Source organism: Pseudomonas mohnii (assembly GCF_900105115.1).
Taxonomy (GTDB): Bacteria; Pseudomonadota; Gammaproteobacteria; order Pseudomonadales; family Pseudomonadaceae; genus Aquipseudomonas; species Aquipseudomonas mohnii.
Genome location: NZ_FNRV01000001.1, coordinates 3,870,097 through 3,894,568 on the forward strand (window position 1 = coordinate 3,870,097; position 24,472 = coordinate 3,894,568).

General features: G+C 60.6%; 18 protein-coding genes and 1 tRNA gene. 4 read left to right on the plus strand and 15 right to left on the minus strand.

From position 1 onward, the window contains the following. Positions 1-85: 85 nt before the first annotated feature. A complete protein-coding gene (locus tag BLV61_RS17915) occupies positions 86-244 on the plus strand; it encodes a YqaE/Pmp3 family membrane protein (RefSeq protein WP_003228885.1) in 159 nt (52 codons plus the stop codon). A gap of 50 nt (positions 245-294) precedes the next feature. Here the strand turns inward: BLV61_RS17915 and BLV61_RS17920 are convergent, their stop codons facing one another. From BLV61_RS17920 to BLV61_RS17965, 10 genes are all read right to left on the minus strand, one after another. Beyond that, on the minus strand, positions 295-2,118 hold the full coding sequence (locus tag BLV61_RS17920; RefSeq protein ID WP_090466755.1) for a S9 family peptidase: 1,824 nt from the start codon (positions 2,116-2,118) through the stop codon (positions 295-297). Beyond that, positions 2,084-3,223, minus strand: a complete 1,140-nt coding sequence (pqqE, locus tag BLV61_RS17925; protein WP_425272104.1) for a pyrroloquinoline quinone biosynthesis protein PqqE — start codon at positions 3,221-3,223, stop codon at positions 2,084-2,086. Before pqqE ends, BLV61_RS17920 begins: the two co-directional genes overlap by 35 nt. Further along, positions 3,216-3,491 (minus strand): pyrroloquinoline quinone biosynthesis peptide chaperone PqqD, encoded by a 276-nt coding sequence (gene pqqD, locus BLV61_RS17930; protein WP_090466758.1) that lies wholly within the window; start codon positions 3,489-3,491, stop codon positions 3,216-3,218. Before pqqD ends, pqqE begins: the two co-directional genes overlap by 8 nt. Next, positions 3,488-4,240, minus strand: a complete 753-nt coding sequence (gene pqqC, locus BLV61_RS17935) for a pyrroloquinoline-quinone synthase PqqC (RefSeq protein WP_090466760.1) — start codon at positions 4,238-4,240, stop codon at positions 3,488-3,490. The genes pqqD and pqqC overlap by 4 nt, the downstream gene beginning before the upstream one ends. Before the next feature lie 139 nt (positions 4,241-4,379). Further along, entirely contained in the window at positions 4,380-5,291 is a 912-nt protein-coding gene (gene pqqB / locus BLV61_RS17940; protein ID WP_047534191.1) for a pyrroloquinoline quinone biosynthesis protein PqqB, read from the minus strand. Between the two features lie 86 nt (positions 5,292-5,377). Then, the gene (gene pqqA, locus BLV61_RS17945) at positions 5,378-5,452 is read right to left on the minus strand and encodes a pyrroloquinoline quinone precursor peptide PqqA (RefSeq protein WP_009045898.1); all 75 of its coding nucleotides are present in this window, start codon (positions 5,450-5,452) and stop codon (positions 5,378-5,380) included. Positions 5,453-5,607: 155 nt separating this feature from the next. Beyond that, positions 5,608-8,025: a pyrroloquinoline quinone biosynthesis protein PqqF gene (gene pqqF, locus BLV61_RS17950; protein WP_047534189.1), complete on the minus strand. Its 2,418-nt coding sequence runs from the start codon at positions 8,023-8,025 to the stop codon at positions 5,608-5,610. Between the two features lie 38 nt (positions 8,026-8,063). Further along, complete coding sequence (locus tag BLV61_RS17955; protein ID WP_047534186.1) at positions 8,064-8,858, minus strand: carbon-nitrogen hydrolase family protein; 795 nt, start codon at positions 8,856-8,858, stop codon at positions 8,064-8,066. Between the two features lie 12 nt (positions 8,859-8,870). Beyond that, a complete protein-coding gene (locus tag BLV61_RS17960) occupies positions 8,871-10,553 on the minus strand; it encodes a flavin monoamine oxidase family protein (protein WP_047534184.1) in 1,683 nt (560 codons plus the stop codon). 221 nt (positions 10,554-10,774) lie between these two features. Further along, complete coding sequence (locus BLV61_RS17965; protein WP_007980298.1) at positions 10,775-11,236, minus strand: Lrp/AsnC family transcriptional regulator; 462 nt, start codon at positions 11,234-11,236, stop codon at positions 10,775-10,777. Between the two features lie 175 nt (positions 11,237-11,411). On the opposite strand from BLV61_RS17965, the gene BLV61_RS17970 reads away from it, so the two are divergent. Together BLV61_RS17970 and BLV61_RS17975 are read left to right on the plus strand one after the other, a co-directional pair. Then, complete coding sequence (locus tag BLV61_RS17970) at positions 11,412-13,766, plus strand: glucose/quinate/shikimate family membrane-bound PQQ-dependent dehydrogenase (RefSeq protein WP_090466762.1); 2,355 nt, start codon at positions 11,412-11,414, stop codon at positions 13,764-13,766. Between the two features lie 113 nt (positions 13,767-13,879). After that, positions 13,880-14,500: a peptidase M41 gene (locus BLV61_RS17975; protein WP_090466764.1), complete on the plus strand. Its 621-nt coding sequence runs from the start codon at positions 13,880-13,882 to the stop codon at positions 14,498-14,500. Between the two features lie 177 nt (positions 14,501-14,677). Here the strand turns inward: BLV61_RS17975 and BLV61_RS17980 are convergent. The 5 genes from BLV61_RS17980 to rpsU all read right to left on the minus strand — a co-directional run bounded on the left by BLV61_RS17980 (position 14,678) and on the right by rpsU (position 23,229). Continuing rightward, positions 14,678-14,754: transfer RNA gene (locus BLV61_RS17980), tRNA-Ile, on the minus strand. A 15-nt stretch (positions 14,755-14,769) separates the two neighbouring features. Continuing rightward, positions 14,770-18,516, minus strand: a complete 3,747-nt coding sequence (locus BLV61_RS17985; RefSeq protein WP_047534178.1) for a bifunctional diguanylate cyclase/phosphodiesterase — start codon at positions 18,514-18,516, stop codon at positions 14,770-14,772. A gap of 123 nt (positions 18,517-18,639) precedes the next feature. Continuing rightward, entirely contained in the window at positions 18,640-20,487 is a 1,848-nt protein-coding gene (gene rpoD, locus BLV61_RS17990; RefSeq protein WP_047534175.1) for an RNA polymerase sigma factor RpoD, read from the minus strand. 67 nt (positions 20,488-20,554) lie between these two features. Further along, positions 20,555-22,534, minus strand: a complete 1,980-nt coding sequence (gene dnaG, locus BLV61_RS17995) for a DNA primase (protein WP_047534172.1) — start codon at positions 22,532-22,534, stop codon at positions 20,555-20,557. 479 nt (positions 22,535-23,013) lie between these two features. Continuing rightward, positions 23,014-23,229, minus strand: a complete 216-nt coding sequence (rpsU, locus tag BLV61_RS18000) for a 30S ribosomal protein S21 (RefSeq protein WP_002551877.1) — start codon at positions 23,227-23,229, stop codon at positions 23,014-23,016. A 199-nt stretch (positions 23,230-23,428) separates the two neighbouring features. Here rpsU and tsaD point away from each other — a divergent pair, with 199 nt between their 5' ends. After that, a complete protein-coding gene (gene tsaD / locus BLV61_RS18005; protein ID WP_047534165.1) occupies positions 23,429-24,454 on the plus strand; it encodes a tRNA (adenosine(37)-N6)-threonylcarbamoyltransferase complex transferase subunit TsaD in 1,026 nt (341 codons plus the stop codon). Positions 24,455-24,472: the final 18 nt, after the last annotated feature.

The window sequence follows — 24,472 nt, forward strand, 5'->3', positions numbered from 1 at the left end:
GAAACGGGGCTGAACCCTGACCCAGCGGCGCAGGTCGATTGTGTGTGAGGCTCGCATGAGCCGACTTCAATCAGGAGCTGACCCCATGGATTTCATTCGTATCATCATCGCCATTCTGTTGCCGCCGCTGGGCGTGTTTCTGCAAGTCGGGTTTGGCGGGGCGTTCTGGCTGAACATTCTGCTGACGTTGTGCGGTTACATTCCAGGCATCGTGCATGCGGTGTACATCATCGCCAAGCGTTGAGTTTCGCGGCGTATTAGCCATCGCGATCAGCGACTGGAGCACCGCGGATTTCAGCCGGCGTGCTCCATCACCCGTCGATAAAACAACCATTCCTGTTCCAGCGCATGGGCCTGATTGCCCGCCTTGCGAAAGCCATGGCGTTCGTCAGCGTAGTAATGGGCTTCGACGGCAATGCCGTTGTTCTGTAGCGCTGTGACCATCTCCCTTGTTTGCTCCGGCACCACCACTGCATCCAGTTCGCCCTGAAAGAAGATCACGGGCACGCTGATGTTGCTCGCATGCAGTAATGGCGTCCGTGCGGTATAGCGCTCGGCGTCTTGCACCGGATCACCGATCAGCCAGTCCAGATAATCCCCCTCGAACTTGTGGGTCGCCCGGCCCAGGGCGACAGGATCGCTGACCCCGTAGAGGCTGGCGCCGGCGCGGAAGACCTTGTGGAACGCCAGTGCGCACAGCGTGGTGTAACCGCCAGCACTGCCGCCACGAATGAACGCTCTGTCGCCGTCGATCAATCCGCGTTCGGCGAGGTGACTGGCCACTGCACAAGCGTCTTCGACATCGACGTCGCCCCAGCTCAAATGCAGGGCCTGGCGATAGGCTCGCCCATAGCCGCTGCTACCGCGGTAGTTGAGATCGGCCACGGCGAAACCCCGTTGCGCCCAGTACTGAATGCGCGGATCGAGCATCGGATAGCACGCCGATGTCGGGCCGCCGTGGATGAACACCACCAGCGGCGGTTTGGCCTCGCCCGTCATCGCCGGGTAGAAGAAGCCGTGAGCTTCGCCCGAACCACTCGGGTAACGCAGGGTTTGTGGAAGGCTGATCTGCTCGGCAGGTAGTGGTGTGATACCGCCGGCGAGTGTGTTCACCTCACGGGTCTGGCGGTCGATGGCGATCACCGCTGACGAACTGATCGGCGATGCCGCGATGCAGTAGATGAACTGGTTATCCACAGCGAGATGACGGAAGCGGCTGTATTCGCCCGTGAAGTCCTCGTTGTTGTCGCCACACACCGCCAATCGGCCAAAACCACCTTCCGTCCAAGTGGCCAGATAGCCGGCCCCGCCCAGCGCCAGCCAGGTGCAGCCACCGAGTTGCCAGGGCGCGGGACCATGATCGGCAGCGGCACTGGGTAAAGGGCTCAATCCCTCGCTGGATTCCACCCAGGGTTGCCAGAAACCGCCGCGATCGGTCAGGCAATACAAGCGCCCGCTGTCGTCAAATCGTGGTTGTTGCAGGGACTCTTGAGCGTCGTCACCGGCGACGCAACGGGGTGGTGAAAACCCGCCATCGCGCTGGCGTTCGGCGACCATCAAGTGCGTCGCCGTCCAGGGCTGATGCGGGCGATTCCACTCGACCCAGGCCAGGCGACGGGCATCCGGGCTCAGCGTGGGTGCCGCGTAAAAATCCGCCCCCTCGGCCAGCAAATGCCGTCCGCCGTCCATCAGATCAATCGCCACCAGGCGATGTCGGTCGCGGTTCTCTTCTACCGCCAGCACTTGACCATGGGCGAACTGAAGATCGCCATAACGGCACACCCCTGATGTCAGCACTTCGGGTTCGCCCTGCAACGATTGCCGATACAGTTGCTGGTCGGCCTCGTTGACGAAAACGACGCCGTCGTCAGTCAGACAAAACGCGCCACCGCCATATTCGTACACCCGACTGCGAACACTGAACCCTGGTGGCGTCAGACATTTCGCCGTGCCATTGCGCCAGTGCCAGATTCGGCAGGCACCATCTTGCGGGCGGTATTCGTTCCAGAACAGGCCGTTGGCGCCGGCCTGCAACTCGGCAAAGTCGACACCGGCGGCGACGGCGTTGGCCGCGCTGAAGGGTTCAGCTTTTGGCGATGAGGCGTGAGTTTCGTTCATTGCGAAAGGCCAGTTGGTCGATGGTCTGAGTGGCGTGCTCGGCTTCTTCGCGGGCCTGGAGGATCACGCCGTGATGGTGCGATTTGCTGCACACCGGGTCGGCGTTGCTCGCATCACCGGTGAGCATGAACGCCTGGCAGCGACAGCCGCCGAAGTCCTTTTCTTTCTCGTCACAGGAGCGGCAGGGCTCAGGCATCCAGTCGTAGCCGCGAAAGCGATTGAAGCCGAACGAGTCGTACCAGATGTGCTGCATGCTGTGGTCGCGCACGTTGGGAAACTGAACCGGCAGTTGTCGGGCGCCGTGACAGGGCAGTGCGGTTCCGTCCGGGGTGACCGTCAGAAAAATACTGCCCCAGCCGTTCATGCAGGCTTTCGGGCGTTCTTCGTAATAGTCCGGGGTGACGAAAATCAGCTTGCACGGATGACCTTCGGCTTCGAGTTTTGCCCGGTATTCGTTGGTGATGCGTTCGGCGCGCACCAGTTGCTCTTTGGTCGGCAACAGGCCGACGCGGTTGAGCTGCGCCCAGCCGTAGAACTGGCAAGTGGCGAGTTCGACGAAGTCCGCTTCCAGCGCAATGCACAGCTCGATGATGCGGTCGATCTGGTCGATGTTGTGCCGATGGGTCACGAAGTTGAGCACCATCGGATAGCCGTGGGCCTTCACCGCGCGGGCCATTTCGAGCTTCTGCGCGAAGGCCTTTTTCGACCCGGCCAGCAGGTTGTTCACCTGCTCGTCGCTGGCCTGGAAGCTGATCTGGATGTGATCGAGGCCGGCCTTTTTGAAATCGGTGATTTTCTGCTCGGTCAGACCGATGCCGGAGGTGATCAGGTTGGTGTAGAAGCCCAGCTTGCGCGCCTCGGCAATGAGCTCGGCGAGGTCCTGGCGCACCAGCGGTTCGCCGCCGGAGAAACCCAGTTGTGCCGCGCCCATCTCCCGGGCCTCGCGAAATACCTTGATCCACTGCTCGGTGCTCAGCTCCTCGCCCTGCTTAGCGAAATCCAGAGGATTGGAACAGTACGGGCATTGCAGCGGGCAGCGGTAGGTCAGCTCGGCGAGCAGCCACAGTGGCAGACCAACCTCAGGCTTGGGCGGCAGATCAGTCAAGGGTGATCCAGTGCTGCGCACGGGCAACCTCCATGAATTGCTCGATGTCGTCCGCGAGCTCGGGCACGCCGGGGAACTGGTTGTCGAGCTCATTGATGATCGCCGCGACATCGCGCTGGCCATCGATCAAGCCACCGATCAGCGCGGCGCTTTCATTGAGTTTGATCATGCCTTCGGGGTACAGCAGTACGTGGCCTTTCTGCGCCGGTTCGTACTGGAAGCGGTAGCCGGGTCGCCAGGTCGGGGTCTTGCTGCGATCGAAACTCATAAGGTGATTCCTTTATGCCAGACCCGTTGTTCGGTCACGCTGTGATACGGCGGGCGCTTGAGTTCGTAAGCCATGCTCATGGCATCGAGCATGCTCCAAAGAATGTCCAGTTTGAACTGGAGAATTTCCAGCATGCGCTCCTGGCCTTCGCGCGTTGTGTAGTGCTGCAAGGTGATGGCCAGGCCGTGTTCGACATCGCGGCGAGCCTGACCCAGGCGCGTGCGGAAATATTCGTAGCCGGCCGGGTCGATCCACGGGTAATGCTGCGGCCAGCTGTCCAGGCGCGACTGGTGGATCTGCGGCGCGAACAGTTCGGTCAGCGAGCTGCTGGCGGCTTCCTGCCAACGGGCGCGGCGGGCGAAGTTGACGTAGGCGTCCACGGCGAAACGCACGCCGGGCAGTACCAGTTCCTGGGAGCGCAGTTGATCCGGGTCGAGGCCGACGGCCTGACCGAGGCGCAGCCAGGCTTCGATGCCGCCGTCCTCGCCGGGTGCACCGTCATGGTCGAGCAGGCGTTGAATCCACTCGCGACGGATTTCGCGGTCCGGGCAGTTGGCCAGAATGGCGGCGTCCTTGAGCGGGATGTTCACCTGATAGTAAAAGCGATTGGCGACCCAGCCCTGAATCTGCTCGCGGGTCGCCCGGCCTTCATACATCGCCACGTGGTACGGGTGCTGGATGTGGTAATAGGCACCCTTGGCGCGCAGGGCGGCTTCGAATTCGGCGGGGGACATCGGGGTGTCGGTCATTGCGGTTCTCCGGGGGCAACCGATGGATTCTGTGGTGTCTGCACCGGCCTCATCGCCAGCAGGCTGGCTCCCACAGTGATCGCGTTCCCTCTGTGGGAGCCAGCCTGCTGGCGATGGACCGCGCAGCGGTCTCGGTTACTTACAAAACAATACTCATGCCGTCATACGCCACTTCAACCTGGCGCCGATCCAGTTCCGCGCGTTGCGGCGAATCTTCATCGAGAATCGGGTTGGTGTTGTTGATGTGGATAAGGACTTTGCGCTGCGTGGGCAGTTGCTCCAGTACTTCGAGCATGCCGCCGGGGCCATTCTGCGCCAGGTGACCCATTTCCCGCCCGGTGCGGGTGCCGACGCCACGGCGCTGCATTTCGTCGTCGTCCCACAGCGTGCCGTCCACCAGCAGGCAATCGCTGCCGGCCATGATCTCCAGCAACGGCGCATCGACCTTGCCCAGGCCCGGTGCGTAGAACAGTTTGCCGCCCGTGTTGATGTCTTCAACGATCAGGCCGATGTTGTCCCCAGGGTGCGGGTCGAAGCGATGGGGTGAGTAGGGCGGCGCGGCGCTACGCAGCGGCAGCGGGGTGAAGCGCAGGTTGGGGCAGGCGGGGACGCTGAAGCTCTGATCGAGTTCGATGCGGTTCCAGGTCAGGCCGCCATTCCAGTGGGTCAGCATGTTGAACAGCGGGAAACCGCTGCTCAGGTCTTCGTGGACCATGTCCGTGCACCAGACCTGATGCGGACACCCTTCACGCAGCATGAGCAGGCCGGTGGTGTGGTCGATCTGGCTGTCCATCAGAATGATCGCGCCGATCCCGGTATCACGCAGGGCGCGGCCGGGTTGCATCGGGGCGAAGCTCTGGAGCTGGGCGCGGATGTCCGGCGAGGTGTTGCACAGCACCCAATTGACCCCGTCATCGGAAATCGCGATCGACGATTGAGTGCGCGCCCTGGCATTCAGGCTACCGTCGCGAAAACCTGCGCAGTTCGCGCAGTTGCAGTTCCATTGGGGGAAACCGCCGCCAGCGGCGGATCCCAGGATCTGGACAAACATGGAGGCTCCCATCATTCAACAGCTGAAAATAAAAACGCCTCGGCAAACCGAGGCGTTGGACCGCATGTTCTGCCTGGCGGCAGGACTCAACGGCTGGCGAAGTACATGGTGACTTCAAAGCCGATACGCAGGTCGGTGTAAGCAGGTTTGGACCAGGACATGGGAGCGCTCCTTCAGGTGATGGGACAGTTGAGATCTATACATATAGTCCACCTCCAGCAGGAGATGTTCAGATAGTTAGGCAGCTATGTTACTTAAAATTTCACAATAATTGGCCGCAAATGTTCGAAAAAGTTAATTGCGGCCTCAGTAACGATCATTTTGTCACTTGCCAGGGCGAACCGGGGCAACTCCCGTTGGACAGGCAGCGCCAGCCGCCTTCGGCCTGTTTCAGGCGTTGGGCAGCGGCGATGAGTGTCGGTCGATCAACCAGCAGAATTGCCTGGGGCAGTTGACTCAGATAATCCGACGAGCGGCCCGCCAGTTTGCCCTGCCACAGCAGTTCGGCCGCTTGGGCGTCGGGCAACACGGTACTGGCGAATTGGTCGGCCAGGGTCTGGCGCAGGGCGATGAAACTCTCGTCATCGATGTCCCGGATCATCGGCGGTAACCCGTCCAGGAACTGCTCGATGTGTTGCAGCAGGTCGACCGGCTCGACACTTGGCGATTGCACACCGAATAGCAGTCCAGTCTGCCCGTGCATCTGGCGCAAGGCACTGAACACCGCATAGCCGAGTTGCAACTCCACCCGCAGGCGCTGGTAGAACGGCGTCTGGCAGACGTGTGCCAGCAGGCGCCACGCGGCTTCGTCAGCGATCGCGTTCGCGGATGGGCAGAACAGCAGCAACGCGTGTTCGCTGGTGCCGGTATCGATGGTGCTCCACAGAGGTTGCGGCTGGCTCGATGGCGGCGGTGTCAGCTGACTGTCCGGCGTGCCGGGGATGCGGCTCAATGCCACGCCCATGGCCGCTTGGGTCTGTACCGACAGGCCTATCGCCAGGCCATCCCAGCGGGCGCTTGACCAGAGTTGTTGCAGATCATCCGAGAGTGCGCAGGGCTCGAGGCAGCAACCGGGCAGCGCCTTGAGCAGCTGCCGAATGGGCATCAAGGCTGATTCATCCTGCGAACCGTCGATTTCAGGTTTCGCCAGCGCTTTCAGCACATGCTCCAGTACAACGGGCATCGGCTCCTGCAGTCCGGTCATCTTAAGCAACCATTCATTGCCCGAGGCGTTGAACGAGACATCCACACCCGCTTGCCGCGCCTCCTCGCGCAATGGCTGCAGATAATTGTCCAGACCCGATTGCAGGAGAGTGCCCGGTGCCGCATCAAGACGCCAACGCAGATACACGGCCCCTTGTGCACCGCTGTCCGACAACGCCTGGCTGAACTGCATGGGCGAGCGTTCGCGACGAGTGCGCGAGCGATCCTGGGCAAAGGTGCGCAGGCCACGGTGGGCGCTGGTCTGGCCACGAATCAAGCCGGCGTTGGGGGCAGGCGCATCGGAGCGCAGGAAGGGATTGGGAGTCGGCAGTTGCCATTGGCCGCTGAAGTTATCCACAGCGCCGATTTGATTCAGCACGTGCCTGAGGGCCGTCGCACCCTGTTCGGATAACCCGGCTTCGAGTTGTTCGCTGTCCAGTCGGGCCAGTTGCAGGGCTGTGGCGACGTGCTGCTGGCATTGCAGCAGGGCGGCGTATTCGGTGCTCAACGCGCTCCAGTCTTGCCGGGCGAAAAAGCCCAGCCAATCCAGCAACTGCTCGCGAATCGCCGTTGAAGGTGCACTGGCACTCAGCGTGAATTCAATATGCAACAAGGCTTGCCCGGCAAATTGATACAGCGGCGCCGCTTTCAGGTGGGTGGCCCAGCCCCGGTCGCGTAAACCGGCCAGCAGCCCGCCGGGCTTGGCGCTGTTCAGCCAGTGGCACAGGAACGCCAACGCGTCAGCCGATGAGTCGGGCAGTGCTTCGAGGGCGAACAACTGATGCAGGCGATGGGCGTCCACCTGTTGATAACGGTTGTCGGCAGTGCCCATCAGCGGCGCAGGCGCTTGTTGGGTGATCGTTTCGCCTGCGGGTATGGCATCAGCGAAAGCCTGGGCCAGCGCTTTCAACTCTTCCAGACTTTGCGGACCCGCCAGGCTCAGCGTCATCTGTCCGGCTTGATAGAAGCGCTGATAAAAATCCTGCAAGGCGTGCTGAAACTCCGGCTGCGATACCGGAAGGCTGTCGCGGTTGCCGGCGTGAAAGCCGCGCAATGGATGCGTTTCACTCAGCCCGTTGAACAGCGCCAGTTGCTGTTGGGCCGTGGCGTCCTTGGACCAGGCGATAAACTCGGCCTGCAGCACTTCTCTTTCGCGCTGCTGATCGTCCGGATTCATGCGCGGGTGAGCGAGCATGTCTGACAGACGCTCCAGCCCACCGGCCAATGCCTGCGTTGGCAATTCGAAGAAGTAGTCGGTGGTGCGCTCATTGGTGCGCGCGTTGACCTGCCCACCATGACCCTGGACGTAGGCCATCAACCCCTGGTCCGCAGGAAACCGATCGGTGTGCAGAAACAGCAGATGCTCGAGAAAGTGCGCCAGGCCGGGCCAGGCCAGCGGCACATCGTGGCTGCCCGCGGCGACTCGCAACGCCGCTGCGCAGCGCTTCAAATCCGGCGCATGACGCAGCGTCACCCGCAGACCGTTGGCCAGGGTTTCAGAAGGGGGGCGAGGGTGATTCAGCGCAGGCATGGGCACTTCCAGAACAGTGAAGTGCCAATGCTAGCGGATTAGTGCTTGTTCAGCGCGCCGTAAAGCTCGGGGCGGCGATCGAGGAGGTAGCGATTGGCGGCGCGGGAATCGACCATCAACTGACGATCCAGCTCACCGACGATCAATGTCTCATCAAGGCCGGCCTGAGCGATGCGGCTGCCGTCCGGTGCGGCGATGCTGCTCTGGCCGCAGTAGTGGATGTCGCCTTCGTGCCCGCAGTAGTTGGCGTAGGCCACGTAACACTGGTTTTCAAAGGCGCGGGCGCGGACGGTGACATCCGCGATGAAATCGAAGGGGATCATGTTCGCCGTCGGCACCAGGATCAGCTCGGCGCCTTCGAGGGCCAGGCGTCGGGCATTTTCCGGAAACTCCAGGTCGTAGCAGATCAGGAAGCCGATCTTCCAGCCGTTCAGTTCAACGACCGGAAAATCGTTGGTGCCGGGGCTGAACATCGAGCGGTCGAGGTCGCCGAACAGGTGCGTCTTGCGGTAGTTGCACAGGCGTTCGCCATTGGCGTCGATCAACTGCACGGCGTTGTAGATCTGCCCGTCCTCGGTGCGTTCGGGATAGCCATACAAGATGGCGATCCCGGCCGCCTTGGCGATGCGCGCGACCTGTTGCGCCGACTCACCGTTGTACACCTCCGCCAGCACGCTGACGGCATCGACGCCAATGTTGTAGCCAGTCAGGAACATCTCCGGCAGCACCAGCAAATCGGCGCCTTTAGCCTCCAGCGCAAGCTGGTGCAAGCGTTGCAGGTTGCCGGCAACCTCCAGGGGCAACGGTGGACATTGGTAAAGGGCTACGCGCATTTCGGATTCCTCTTACTCGGGCAGGGCGATCGGTCCGATCTCGTTGAACACATCACCTGGACCCGGATTCTCGGCGTGAGTTGCACCGCCGAAGTGTTTCATGATCCCCCATACCGCGTTGAGCGACGTCTGCACCGCGCCTTCGACCCAGGCAGGCGTCCACGAAACATCGTCACCGGCAATGAAGATCCCGCGCTGTTCTGCTGGCATGTCTTCCTGCATGAAGTGCGCGTACATGCGCTGGTTGTAGCGGTAGTGGCCGGGCAGGGCGCCTTTGAAGGCACCGAGGAAATGCGGGTCGGCTTCCCAGGACACGGTGATTGGATCGCCGATGATGCGCGCGGCGATGTCGACTTTCGGGTAGATCTTTTTCAGTGCATCCAGCGCCAGCTTCACGCGTTTTTCCACCGGGTGCGGGAGCATTTTCAGCGCATCGCTCATCCACGAGTACGACAGGCAAATCACCCCCGGCTTGTCGTCGCCGTTGTCGAACAGGTAGGTGCCACGGGTCAGGCGATCGGTGAGGGTCATGCTCATCAGGTCGCGGCCGGTTTCCGGGTCCTTGTCCTTCCAGAACGGACGGTCGACCATCACGAAGGTTTTCGACGATTGCATGTAGCGGGTACGGTCCAGGGCCATCCACATCTTTTGCGAGAACAGGGTTTCGTCGCATTCGATCTGGGTGGTCAGCAGCCAGCTCTGGCAGGTGGTCAGCACCGCGGCATATTCGCGGGTGTCGCCGTTGTTGTCGGTCACCGCAAAACGGCCACCGGGGGCGTGGGCGATTTTTTTCACGCCGGAGCGCGGGGCGCCCCGGTGCAACGATTTAAGGCTGGTGCCTTCAGGCCAGTGCACGCAACGTTCCGGCACATGACGCCAGATCCCTTGCGGTACTTGCTCGACACCACCGACCACCAGGTGCTGGTGGTCGTCGCAGTTGGTCATGACTACGCGGAAGATTTCCAGCATCGAGTTCGGGAAGTCCGAGTCCCAGCCGCCGGTGCCGAAACCGACCTGGCCGAACACTTCACGGTGATGGAACGACAACTTGGCGAATGCCTTGGACGTGGCGACGAAGTCGTAGAACGTGCGGTCGTCCCACAGTGGCACCAGGGTATTCCACAGTTCCTTGAGGCGTGGCACATCGCGGTCGCGAATGGCCTGCTGGATTTCGCCGAAGCGCGAGCCGTCTTCCAAGGCATCGGCCCAGGCGTCAGCGACTTCCTGGAACAGTGCAGGAAGATCCGCCAGTTTCTGTGCGTAATGGGTTTGGCCTTCCAGGTCGATCACGGTGCTGCCCGAGGCGGGCGTCAACGGGTTGGGGAAGGGTTTGGTCTCAAGACCGAGCTTGTCGACATAGTGGTAGAACGCGGTGGACGACACCGGGAAGCGCATACCGCCGAGTTCGGCGACGATGCCATCGGTCCCGTTGAAGGTCTGTGAGCGCAGGCGGCCGCCCATCTTCGACGCTTCGTAAACCACCGGCTTGAGGCCGAGTTTCATCAGTTCGTAAGCCGCCACCAGCCCGGCGATGCCGGCGCCAACGATTGCCACTTCGGCACCATGGTTATGCTCGGGAATACTGCCCAGCCCGGCCGGGTGTTCGATCCAGTCGTCGAAGGCGAAAGGAAAATCCGGGCCAAAAATGGTGACTGGCTTTTTACCGTCTGCAGGGTGGCGATTGTTCTTGTTCATGGCTGACCTTACTGGCGACCGGACGCAGGGTGCGCGTCTGAGTATAGGAAAAGATGCCGGCCATTCTAGAGAGCGTAGAACACGTTAATAAGACGCAAAGTGTCGTCGTTTTGCCAGATTAGTGATCAATATGACGATGGTGCTGTGCACACTGTCCACTGTGGGAGCGGGCTTGCCCGCGAAGAGGCCCGATCAGACAACGGCTATCTACGGGTGGAACCTCAAACCGGCTGCCCCCGATCGATCTTGCTGCTCAAGATGATCGAGGTCGTGGTCTTCTCCACCCCATCGACACTGCCGATCTGATCCAGCAACTGGTCCAGTTGCTCCGGCGAATCGGTCCGCAGCCACGCCACATAATCAAATTCGCCACTTACGGCACACAACTGCTGCACCTGTGCCATGGCGCTCAGGCGTCGCAGCACTTCCTTGCCTGAGCGCGGTTGCACGGTGATCCCCACGTACGCCTGCAATCCGCCGTCGACCACACGCTGACCCAGGCGAACGCCATAACCGGTAATCACTTTGGCTTTTTCCAGGCGCGCCAATCGCGAAGTGACGGTGGTGCGCGCGATGCCCAGTTGCCGGGCAAGCATGGCCACGCTTTCGCGGGCGTTGATCTGCAGGGCCGCGATCAGCTGGCGGTCGATTTCATCAAGAACGGGCGGGCGAGTGTCAGGCAAAGCATCATCTCCAGCGGCACGGATCAATGGGCACGCATGTTACCGCCACATCTCATCGAGCGGATGTTTGATCTAGGCTCACTACCGTTCATGCCATTTTCACCTGCGACAATTTGCCATAAGTAACTAGGTAGTACATTATTCCGCGCTTGTCACAAATGGGGATAATTCCGACATGAATAATTCTGGGGCTGCCGCCGGCAGCCAATGGTTGCTGGCGGGGCTGGGTGTTCTGATTGCACTGATCGGGCTCGGCCTGGCGGGTGGTGGTGGCTACCTGATTTCACTCGGTGGCAGCGGGTATTTCCTGCTGATGGGCCTGGCGATGCTGGTCTCCGGCCTGATGATTGCCCGCCGTAAACCGGCTGGCGCCTGGCTGTATGGTCTGGCGCTGATCCTGACCGCGATCTGGGCCGTGTGGGATGCCGGCCTCGAGTATTGGCCGCTGGTCTCGCGCGTGCTGACGTTTGCCGTGATCGGCCTGGTCGTGGCGCTGATCTATCCGACGCTGGTACGGGCCTCGGGCGCGTCCGCAGGGCGTGGCGCCTATGGGCTGGCCGGTATTCTGGCTGTCGGTGTCGTCGCCACCCTGGCCTACATGTTTGTGCCGACCCACGTGGTCAAGGCCACCACCGAACCTGCCGTCACGCCGGTCGCGCCGGGCAGCGAGCAGAAAGACTGGGCGCACTGGGGCAACACCACCGCCGGCAACCGCTTTGCCGCGCTGGACCAGATCAACAAGGGCAACATCGACAAATTGCAGGTGGCCTGGACCTTCCGTACCGGCGACATCCCGCAAAGCACCGGCGCCGGTGCCGAAGACCAGAACACACCGCTGCAAATCGGTGACACGGTCTACACCTGCACCGCCTATGGCAAAGTCTTCGCCCTGGATGCCGACACCGGCGCCCAGCGCTGGAAGTTCGACCCGCAAGGCTCCGCGCCGAACTGGCAGCGTTGCCGTGGCCTGGGCTATTCCGAAGCCCCGGCACCTGCAGGTGCACAGCCAACGGCCTGTACGAAACGTCTGTTCCTGCCGACCGGCGATGCGCGTTTGATCGCCATCAATGCCGAAACCGGCAAGCCTTGCGAAGCGTTCGGCAATCAAGGCACGGTCGACCTGAAAACCGACATGGGTGAAGTGAAGCCCGGTTACTACCAGCAGACTTCAACGCCATTGGTCGCCGGAGACGTGGTGATCGTCGGTGGTCGTGTGGCCGACAACTATTCCACCGGCGAACCGCCAGGCGTGGTTCGTGCCTACGACGTGCGCAGCGGCGAACTGGTGTGGGCGTGGGATCCGGGCAATCCGAACACCACCAAACGTCCGCCAGCGGGTGAGACGTATACCCGTGGCACGCCGAACGTGTGGTCGGCCATGTCCTACGACGCCAAGCTCGGTCTGGTCTACTTGCCAACCGGCAACGCCACCCCGGACTTCTTCGGCGGCCAGCGTACCGAGTTCGACGACAAGTGGAACTCCTCCATCGTCGCCGTCGACGTGAAGACCGGTCAGGTGCGCTGGCACTTCCAGACCACTCACCACGATCTGTGGGACTTCGACCTGCCGGCACAACCGCTGCTGTACGACGTGCCGGACGATAAGGGTGTCATGCAGCCGGCGCTGGCCCAAGTCACCAAACAGGGCGAGATCTTCCTGCTCAACCGCGCAACCGGCGTGCCGATCGCGCGCGTTGAAGAACGCCCGGTACCCCAGGGCCATGTGCCTGGCGAACGCTACTCGCCGACCCAGCCGTTCTCGGTGGACATGCCTTCGATCGGCAACAAGACCCTGACCGAATCCGACATGTGGGGTGCCACGCCGTTCGACCAGTTGATGTGCCGCATCCAGTTCAAGGGCATGCGCCACGAAGGCGTCTACACCCCGCCGGGTATGGACCGCGCACTGCAATTCCCGGGCTCGTTGGGTGGCATGAACTGGGGCAGCGTCTCGGTGGATCCGCACACGAACTACATGTTCGTCAACGACATGCGCCTGGGCCTGGCCAACTACATGATCCTGCGCGACAAGATCGGCGCCGGGGCCAGCGGCATCGAAATGGGTGTGGTGCCGCAAGAAGGCACGCCATTCGGTGCCATGCGCGAACGCTTCCTCTCGGCGGTCGGCATTCCGTGCCAGAAACCACCATTCGGCACGATGTCCGCCATCGACCTCAAGACCCACAAACTGATGTGGCAAGTCCCGGTCGGCACCGTGCAAGACACCGGCCCGCTGGGCATTCGCATGCACCTGCCGATCCCGATCGGCATGCCGACCCTCGGCGCTTCGCTCGCGACCCAGTCCGGCCTGCTGTTCTTCGCCGGCACCCAGGACTTCTACCTGCGTGCTTTCGATACCGGCAACGGCAATGAGATCTGGAAGTCGCGCCTGCCAGTGGGCAGTCAGTCCGGGCCGATGACCTACGTTTCGCCGAAGACGGGTAAGCAGTACATCCTGCTCACCGTAGGCGGTGCACGTCAGTCGACGGACCGTGGGGACTATGTGATTGCGTATGCGTTGCCCAAATAAGGGCTGACGTTTGACTCGGAAAAGCCGCGCCATGGCGCGGCTTTTTTCTGGGCGAAAGAACGTCTGTGGAGATCGGCTAGGATTGATGCAGTCGAGAGTGCGAGGCGAAGGACATGACGACAAAACTGCCTGCTGCAGTAAGGGACCGTGCATTGCAGATCGCCCATCACGAAATGGGCCACTACGTCGTGGCCCGTGCGTTGGGCTTTGAAACAGGTGACGTCACCCTGACTGTGACCATGGACTTGCGGCACAAAGGAGGCGCAACCATCAATCTGGTGCGGCCCATCTCGTCGATGGACGCCATGAGGGCCTATCTGGAAGCCCGGATCATCATGCTTTTCGCGGGCGCGATGGCCCAGACGTTACCTTCAGCACCTGTCGGCGCAAAACGCGTCGACCTATCGGAAGCTGCAGCCATCCTCAACGGGGCGCTCGGTGCTGAGCGGGACGAAGCAAAAATCAGGGAGCTGCGGCACCTGCTACGCAACATCACCTATCCCGATACCGGTCTTGCTTCATCCGACCGCATCGCGACCGAACTGAAAGCGATCAATGATTGCCTGTGGCTGCGGGCTCAAGAAATGGTTGAGGCCTGGGCAGAGACCATCACAGGGCTGGGCGCTGCGCTGGTGGATCGCATGGTTTTAGTGGAGCAATGGGGCAGGCCGGCGGATACGTATGAAGTGGTGTTGACGGGTGTGAGTCTTGAGCAGATCTGGCCGGTGTGCTGAAACGCGCCGAATCCATGGTAGGAGCAAGCTTGCTCGCGAGAGTCATGAACGATTACGCGAAAGCCCCGCCAGTGAACGAAACTAAAAACGGTAGGCGGTAAAGCTCGAGACCCTTGTCAGTTGAGCGATGAATACGCCCAGACACGAAAAAGCCGCGCATTGCGCGGCTTTCTTGTTTGGTGGGCCCACACGGACTTGAACCGTGGACCAAAGGATTATGAGTCCTCTGCTCTAACCAACTGAGCTATAGGCCCTCAGTAGGCCGCGGATTATAGCGACGGTTTCGCGGCTGTGCTATCCGAAAAGTCTGAAACGGTTGAACGAAGAAACGTCGCGGCAAATTCGTCGGGGGGCAGGGGCAGGCTGACAATGTAGCCCTGGATCTGCTCGCAGCCTTCGTCGGCCAGGAATTGCTGCTGCGCGTGAGTCTCCACGCCTTCGGCAATCACGGTGAACTGCATGCTGCGGCCGAGGGCGATGATGGCGCGCACGATGGCGGCGTCGTGCGGGTCATCGGGCAGGCCGCGAACGAAGGATTGGTCGATTTTGAGTATGTCCAGGGGCAGGCGCTTGAGGTAACTCAGTGACGAGTAGCCGGTACCGAAGTCGTCGATCGCCAGTTGCACGCCCAGATGCTTGAGTTGGTGCAGCACCGCCAGCGCTTCCTCGGCCTGGCTCATGATGAAGTTTTCGGTGATTTCCAGCTGCAGGAAACCCGGTTTGAGGTGGTTGTCCTTGAGCAGTTGTTCGATGCGGCCGAGCAGGTTGGGTTGGCGCAACTGAGCGCCCGCCAGGTTGACGGACAGCGGGCCGAGGCCGTCGTAGGTCAGGTTCCATTCGTGCATTTGCCGGCAGGCGGTTTCGAGCACCCAATCGCCGATCTGCAGGATCATGCCGTTCTCTTCGGCCAGGGAGATGAAGTGCTCCGGCGGTACGTCGCCGAAGGTCGGATGGCGCCAGCGAATCAGCGCTTCGGCGCCCACCAGGCGATAGTCGTCGAGGCTGATTTTCGGTTGGTAGTAGAGCTGCAGCTCGTTGCGCTCGATGGCGCGACGCAGTTCATGTTCCAGTGCCACTCGCTCACTGGCCTGCGCGGTGAGGTCGCGGGTGTAGCTTTCGACCCGGTTGCGGCCCTTGGCTTTGGAGCGGTACATCGCCGCGTCGGCGTTCTTGATCAGCGTGGCGACGTCGCCGCCGTCCTGTGGATAAAGGCTGGTGCCGATACTGGAGCTGATGAAAAACTCATGCTCGCCGGCCTGAAACGGAGCGGTGAAGCAGTTAAGCAGTTTGGTCGCGATGTTGTCGGCGTCGCTGGCTTGCTGCAGGCCGGGTAACAGGATGATGAACTCGTCGCCGCCCAGGCGCGCCACGGTGTCGATATCTCGCAGCTGCTCTTTGAGCCGTACGGCAATGCCTTTGAGCAGCAGGTCGCCGACCGGGTGACCGAGGCTGTCGTTGATGTGTTTGAAACGGTCCAGATCCAGGAACAGCACCGCGCCCTGGCCGCCGTTCTCCTTCTGGGTATTGAGGGCAGTCAGCAGGCGGCTTTCGAATAGCGTGCGGTTGGGCAGGCCGGTGAGCGGGTCGTGGTGGGCCTGGTAATCGAGTCTGGCCTGGGCGTGTTTGAGGCTGGAGATGTCAGCGAACACGGCCACGAAGTGGGTGATGAACCTGTCCCGGTTGCGCACGGCGCTGATGGTCAGCCAGCTCGGGTAGAGCTCGCCGTTTTTGCGCCGGTTGGAAATCTCGCCTTGCCAGTGACCTTCGGCAGTCAATTGATGCCACATGGCGGCGTAGAACGCGCTGTCATGCAGGCCGGAAGCGAGCAGGCGCGGGGTATGGCCCAAGGCTTCGCTTTCGCTGTAACCGGTGATTTCGGTAAACGCGCGGTTGACGGCGCTGATGTGCTGCTGGGTATCGGTGATCAGTACGCCTTCGGCAGTGCTCTCGAATACCGTCGCCGCTTGTTGCAGTTTTTCCTGCATCAGGTGGCGCTCGGTAATGTCCCGAGCGATGGTAAGCATGCAGTCTTCGTCACCAATCGGTAGCGGACGGCTGGACACTTCGCAGAGGCGGATCTGGCCGTCGCTGCGGCGAATATGGCAACTGAAGTCGCGGACAAAGCCGTCGCGGTGCAGCAGGTCGAGCATCTGCTTGCGCTCGTTGAGGTTGACCCAGATTCCCAGATCCAGCGCCGAACGGTCCACCGACATCGCGCTGTTGAACCCGGTAATGCGGCTGAACCCCTCGTTGACCTCGATCAGCAGGCCGTCGCTTTGCCGGGACAGCAACAAGCCGTCCGGCGAGGCGTGGAACGCCTTGGCGAATTTCTCTTCGGAGGTTTGCAGTTGTTGCTGGGTTTCCTTGAGCTGGGTGATATCACGCACGACCACCACCAGCGCCGGGGTCGTATCGAGGTCAAAGGGCTCGGCGGAGATCAGGCCGGTAAACACCTGGCCATTGCTGCGACGAAAGGGCATCTCCAGGTTGCGGATGCTGCCGGCCTGCAAGCGCTGCAACAATCCCGGCCCGACGCCGGGTATGCCCCAGATATTGAGGTTGGTGGCGGTCTGGCCGATGACGTCCTCGGCCCGCAGGCCGATCTGTTCTTCGAACGCTTCGTTGACCTCCAGCAGGCAGCCGTCGGAAAGGCGTGCGATCACCAAGATGTCCGGGCATTGCTGGAACACCGAGGCAAACTTCTGCTCCGACAGGCGCAGGGCTTCTTCGGTGCGCTTGGCTTCGCTGATGTCGATCATCAATCCGCGCATCACCGGTTCGTGGCCATGTTCAATCAGGCTGACGATATCGCGCACCCACAGGCAGCGCCCATCGGCGGTGATGACCCGGTAATCGAGGCTGTGGTCGCGTCCGGCCAGCACTTCGTGATCACAGAAGTTCTGCGCGCGGGTCAGGTCGGCGGGGTGAATGATGTTGCGCCAGAAGCCCGGAATCAGCCAATGCGACAGCGGGTAGCCGAGTAAGGCCTCCGCGTGGGGCGACACATAGCTGTAGGTGAAGTCGCTCATCCGCGCTTCCCAGGCAATAGCCGACAGGCTCTCCACCAGACCGCGGTAGTGGTATTCACTGCTGCGCAGTTCCTGTTCCAGATCGACGCGGCGGGCGATCTCCGAGCTCAGTCGGCGGTTGATCCGGATCACTACGGCCAGCACGATCATCAACAGCAGTAAACCCGGCAGGCCATAGACCAGCAGATCGGACCAGAAAGTTCGATGATCGAGGACGTTGCCTACCCAATGTTCCTGAATGGAACTGATTTCGGCCGGGCTCATGTCTGCCAGAACTTTATCCAGGATGCCGACCAGCATTTTGTTGTTGCGGGGCACGCCCATGGCCAATTGATAGCGATAGGGGGTTTCGCCGCTGACGTAGAGGCCGTCCAGCTTGAGCTGGCGCAGGCTCCAGACGCTGGAGGCAAGGTCGCCGACCACGGCGTCCACTTCGTCGGTGGCCAGCGCCTGCAAGGCCGAGCTGACGTTGGGCATCGCCACCAGATTCAAATCGGGGTTGTGGGTGCGTAACAATTCGTGGGGCGCGTAGTTTTCCACCACGGCAATTTTCAGCCCGTACAAGTCCTCGATTTTACGTGGCTGGGGCCCTCCGACATGGGCCAGGATGACAATCGGGAAATCCAGGTAGGGGCGGGTGAATGACAGGTAACTCTGGCGTTCCGGGGTCGACATGATGCCTGGCAAGAGATCCAGCTTGCCTTGTTTGGCTTGCTCCAGCACGACTGTCCAGCTGACCGGCTCGATTGGCGTCAGTTCAACCGCCAGGCGCCGGCGGATCAGGTCGATGTAGTCTGCCGCAAGGCCCTGATAGCGGCCCTGTTCGTCGCGAAACTCAAAGGGCGGCCATGATGCATCGACACCCAGGCGCAGGTCCGGGTGGGCCGCAAGCCAGCTACGTTCTTCGTCGGTCAGAGTCAGCGCGCCAGCCGTTGCGGTCCAGGTCATCAGCGACAGCAAAAAAAACACGGTCGGCAGTCTGGGCATAACGGTCTCGTTATGGCTCGGGGGAATGCTTCGAGTGTAGACGGGCAAATCGGCGGTAGGGGTAGCGCGGGGGATTTAATCTGTAGAAAGCAAAACCCCCGGCCTGGGCCGGGGGTTCTGTGATCACTCGTCGAGGAAGGAGCGCAGATGCTCGCTTCTCGTCGGGTGGCGCAGCTTGCGCAACGCCTTGGCTTCGATCTGACGAATCCGTTCACGGGTCACGTCGAACTGTTTACCAACCTCCTCGAGGGTGTGGTCGGTATTCATATCGATACCGAAGCGCATGCGCAGAACCTTGGCTTCACGTGCAGTGAGGCCGGAGAGTACTTCGCGAGTCGCTTCTTTAAGGCTCTCAACGGTGGCAACATCGATTGGCGACTGCATGGTCGAGTCTTCGATGAAGTCACCCAGATGGGAGTCTTCGTCATCACCGATCGGGGTTTCCATGGAGATCGGCTCTTTAGCGATCTTCAATACCTTGCGGATCTTATCCTCAGGCATCTCCATGCGTTCGCCCAGCTCTTCCGGGGTCGGTTCACGACCCATTTCCTGCAGCATCTGACGGGAAATGCGGTTGAGCTTGTTGATCGTCTCGATCATGTGCACCGGAATACGGATGGTGCGGGCCTGGTCGGCGATCGAGCGAGTGATCGCCTGACGGATCCACCAGGTGGCATAAGTCGAGAATTTGTAGCCGCGGCGGTATTCAAACTTGTCTACCGCTTTCATCAAGCCGATGTTGCCTTCCTGGATCAGGTCGAGGAATTGCAGGCCACGGTTGGTGTACTTCTTGGCGATGGAGATCACCAGACGCAAGTTCGCTTCAACCATCTCTTTCTTCGCGCGGCGGGCCTTGGCCTCACCGATCGACATGCGACGGTTGATGTCCTTGATCTCGGCGATCGTCAAACCGGTTTCGGTTTCCAGCGCGGTCAGCTTTTGCTGGCAGCGAATGATGTCCGGCTGCAGGCGACCGATGGCTTCAGCGTATTTGCTTTTGCCTTTGGCCAGCGCGTCGGACCAGCTTTCGTCGACTTCATTGCCCGGGAACTGGCGCAGGAAATCAGCACGCGGCATGCGCGCATCACGAACGCAGAGCTGCATGATTGCACGCTCTTGCTGACGCAGACGATCCAGAGCACTGCGAACACGCTCGACCAGGCCTTCGAATTGCTTCGGCACCAATTTGATCGGCATGAACAGGTCGGCCAGGGCCAACAGTTCGGCGATCGCCGCCTTGTTGTGGCGACCGTGCTTTTTCAGGGCCTTGCGGGTGATTTCCATCTGATCGGCCACAGCGCCAAAGCGCTGTGCAGCGATGATCGGATCCGGACCGCTTTCGGCTTCTTCCTCGTCGTCCGAAGCTTCGGCGTCATCATCGTCGGAATCGTCGTCCGCTTTCACGGCTTTCGGATCGATCGGTGGTGGCACTTCGGCTGCAGGCGGCGCAATGCCGTCGTCCGGGTCGATATAACCGCTCAGGACGTCGGACAGGCGACCACCTTCGGAGGTGACGCGGGTGTACTCGGAGAGAATATGATCAACCGTGCCAGGGAAGTGCGCGATTGCGCCCATCACTTCACGGATGCCCTCTTCAATACGTTTGGCGATTTCGATTTCGCCTTCACGTGTGAGGAGCTCTACAGTACCCATTTCGCGCATGTACATACGCACCGGGTCGGTAGTGCGACCAATGTCGGTCTCGACCGCTGCCAGCGCTGCTGCTGCCTCTTCGGCCGCGGCTTCGTCGGTATCGGCGTCGGCCAGCATAAGGGAATCCTTATCTGGCGCAACCTCGAATACGTTGATCCCCATGTCGTTGATCATGCGGATGATGTCTTCCACCTGTTCCGGATCTGAAATATCCTCCGGCAGGTGGTCGTTGACCTCCGCGTAAGTCAGGTAGCCCTGCTCACGACCAAGTGTGATCAACTCTTTGATACGAGACTGCTGTTGCGCTTTTCCGGACATAACACCCTATCCACTGAAGGTCTTGGCGGGCAAAAAACAAGCCGAGGATTATACCTGAGCTATGACCTCACGCGCCAGTTGAGGTCGGGTTTGGTACAGCCATATTGCGTTTTAATAGGTCGCGCATCTGATTTGCGATCTGATTTGCTTCCTCGGCAGTCAATCCTGGCTGCTTCGCTTTTCTGATGAGTTCTTCCAGGCTATCGGTGTGTTGACCTGCTGATAACCTAGTAATGGTGTCTAAAAACTGTTGTTCAAGGTTGTCGCCGTCAATCAGCCATTCCTTTTCGGCCAGGGCCTTCAGCAAGCGTCCCTGTTCAGTGCCGTGCCAGCGAGCCATTAACTGAATAGAGTTTAGCTTAGGGTTTTTTTGCACAGCCTCGATGAGGGCTACCAGCAATTGCCCATAAGTGCTGCTTTCATTGGCGAAGTGGTTGGCGGTTTCGACTTTGCCAGCCAGTTGCGGATGGTGAATGAGCGTACGCAACGCAATGAGTGTAGGTGCTTCGACGGCAATGGGTTTGCGCGGGGCACTCTGTTGATCGCGATCGCCGCCACGCTTGCCGTTCTTGTCCCAGGGTTTTTTGTCCCATTTCTTGCCGCCGGCACCGGGCTTCTTCGGTGTCCATTCCTGTTGCGGCACATACATTTCTTGCGATTGCGGCTGATGATAGTCGCTGTAATCAGGCATCGCGTCGTAATCGATGCCAGGGTCATAGGCGGGCGGCGCCTCGTGTGGCGCGCTTTGCGCCAGTTGGCTGACCGTTTCGCTGCTCAGGCCGGTAATTTCGGTCAGGCGCTGGCGCATCAGAATGCGCAGGTTGGCTCCCGGCACTTTGTCGATCAGCGGCGCTGCGAGGGTGGCCATGTGGGCCTTGCCTTCGAGGGAGCGCGGGTCCGACTCTTCCGTCAGTTGTTGAAAGAAATAATCTGCCAATGGCTGGGCGTGCTGGTTGATCCGTGCGCGGAAGGCATCAGTGCCTTCGGAACGCACCAGGGTATCCGGGTCTTCGCCTTCGGGCAGGAACAGGAAGCGGGCCCGTCGCCCATCCTGCAGGCTTGGCAGGGTGGCTTCCAGTGCGCGCCACGCGGCGTTGCGACCCGCCTGGTCGCCGTCGAAGCAAAACAGCACGCTGGGCACGACACGGAACAGTCGCTTGAGGTGTTCTTCGCTGGTCGCGGTACCCAGGGTGGCGACAGCATTGCGCAGGCCTTGCTGGGCGAGGGCGATGACGTCCATGTAGCCTTCGACGACGATGATTTCGTCGAGGTTGCGGTTGTTCTTGCGGGCTTCATACAGGCCGTAGAGTTCCTGGCCTTTATGGAATACCGGGGTTTCCGGCGAGTTCAGGTATTTCGGTTTGTCGTCGCCCAGTACCCGGCCGCCGAAGGCAATGACGCGCCCGCGACTGTCGCGGATCGGGAACATCACGCGGTCGCGGAAGCGATCATAGCGTTTGCCGGTTTCGGCGTTCTCGATCAACAGACCGGCATCGATCATGGCTTTCTGCTGCAGGGTATCGCTGCTCAAGTGCTTGAACAGGTTGTCCCAGCCAGGCGGCGCGAAGCCGAGGCCGAAGTCGCGGGCGATTTCGCCGGTCAGGCCGCGACCTTTCAGGTAGTCCACTGCGGCTTTGCGCGATGGGTGGCTCTTCAGGGCCTGACGGTAAAAGTCGGCCGCGGCGGTGAGCAGTGGATACAGCGGCGAATCGGTCGGCTGGCGCGGCTTGTGCGCGCGGCCGCTTTCTTCCCGTGGAACTTCCATGCCGGCCGCCTTGGCCAGATCTTCGACAGCCTGGACGAAATCCAGGTTGTCGTGGTCCATGATGAAGCCCAGGGCATTGCCGCCGGCGCCGCAGCCGAAGCAGTAATAGAACTGCTTGTCGGGGCTGACGCTGAATGACGGAGTTTTTTCTTTGTGGAACGGGCAGCAGGCGGTGTAGTTCTTGCCGGCTTTTTTCATTTGCAGGCGCGAGCTGACCACATCGACGATGTCGGTGCGGTTCAGAAGGTCGTCAATGAAGCTCTGGGGAATTAGCCCGGCCATGGCGTTCTCGTCATCTGCGCTGATTGGGTCCGAAACGAAGGGTAGTCGAACGAAGGTCATTGTTTGAGGCGCACAAGATGGGCGGCTCGACCGGTGTCGTCTGCGTAATCGCTATCGGGAAATGTATCTGCCGAAAATCCCCTGACGTTAATGCCAATCAGTATTCGACTTTTTGAAAGTGTTGCGCTGAATCCGGCTGCGGCCAGTCATGGGCCTCGGATAGCTCATCATTTGCACGCGTGAGGTGCCTTGGGCTGATCGTCGTGAGAGGAATCAGTGGGTGTGCTCGTCAGTAGCCTTGAAAGGCTCGTCAGAAAAGACGTGCACCGCTGGCAAAAGAGCCAGGTCTGACGCGATGAAGCAGATTTGTCTCAGTCGCGTCTGCGGCTTCGACGGTGAAGCATCAAGCGTTTTACGCAAATGCCATTAGCCCGGCGGAGAGCCGGGCTTGGCAGAAGCTTGCTACGATCGTCTGTGTATTAGTACAGACGAACGGCGCGGCGCTGTTCGCGCTGAACTTTCTTGGCGTGACGCTTAACAGCGGCTGCTGCTTTGCGCTTACGCTCAGAAGTTGGCTTCTCGTAAAATTCGCGGCTACGAACTTCAGCCAGTACACCGGCTTTTTCGCAGGAGCGCTTGAAACGACGCAGAGCTACGTCGAAGGGTTCGTTCTCTTTTACTTTGACGGCTGGCATCCAGAGCTACCTTCATTCATTACCGGGGTCAACATCCTCGCGGCAAAAGAGCACTTGAAGACGTCGGTTTTTAAGGGTTGCGGATGTTAACCCCTCATCGCACGGAATGCAAAGCCTCTGATCGAAAACCGCTGGTCGGGGCATCACGCGACGACTATTATGCGCGCCTTCGAATTCAGCCTAAACAAGGCGCAAACCCATGCTAGTACTGGGATTAGAAACCTCCTGCGACGAAACCGGTGTCGCATTGTATGACAGTGAGCGTGGCCTGCTGGCCGATGCGCTGTTCAGTCAGATCGACCTGCATCGTGCCTATGGTGGCGTGGTGCCGGAGCTGGCCTCGCGTGACCACGTCAAACGCATGCTGCCCTTGATTCGTCAGGTGTTGGCCGAAGCCGACTGCGTGCCGACCGAGATCGATGCGATCGCCTACACCGCCGGTCCTGGCCTGGTAGGTGCGCTGCTGGTCGGCGCTTCCTGTGCTCAGGCACTGGCTTTCGCCTGGGGCATTCCGGCCCTTGGTGTACATCACATGGAAGGTCATTTGCTGGCGCCGATGCTGGAGTCGCAACCGCCGGAATTTCCGTTCGTCGCTTTGTTGGTTTCAGGTGGTCATACGCAACTGGTTCAAGTCGACGGGATCGGTCAATACACGCTTTTGGGCGAAACCCTGGATGACGCCGCCGGCGAAGCGTTCGACAAGACCGCGAAGATGATGGGCCTCAACTATCCAGGCGGCCCGGAAATCGCTCGACTGGCGGAGCAGGGGCTTGCAGGACGTTTCGTCTTCCCGCGTCCGATGTGTGACCGACCTGGCCTCGATTTCAGCTTCAGTGGCCTGAAAACCTTTGCCCTGAACACCTGGCAGCAGTGTGTGAGCGCCGGGGACGACAGCGAGCAAGCCCGTTGCGACATCTCGCTGGCGTTCCAGCAGGCCGTGGTGGAGACTTTGACCATCAAGTGCAAGCGTGCCCTGAAGGCGGCAGGCATGAAGCGTCTGGTGATCGCTGGCGGAGTCAGCGCCAACAAGGCGTTGCGCACGTCCCTGGAAAAAATGCTCGGCGACATGAAGGGCGATGTTTTTTATGCCCGTCCACAGTTCTGTACCGATAACGGTGCGATGATCGCTTTTGCCGGTTGTCAGCGTTTGCAGGCTGGTCAGCAGGAAAGCCTGGCGATCAGTGTCCAGGCGCGTTGGCCGATGGAGCAGTTGTCCGCGCTGTGATGAGTGGCGCTGCCGGGC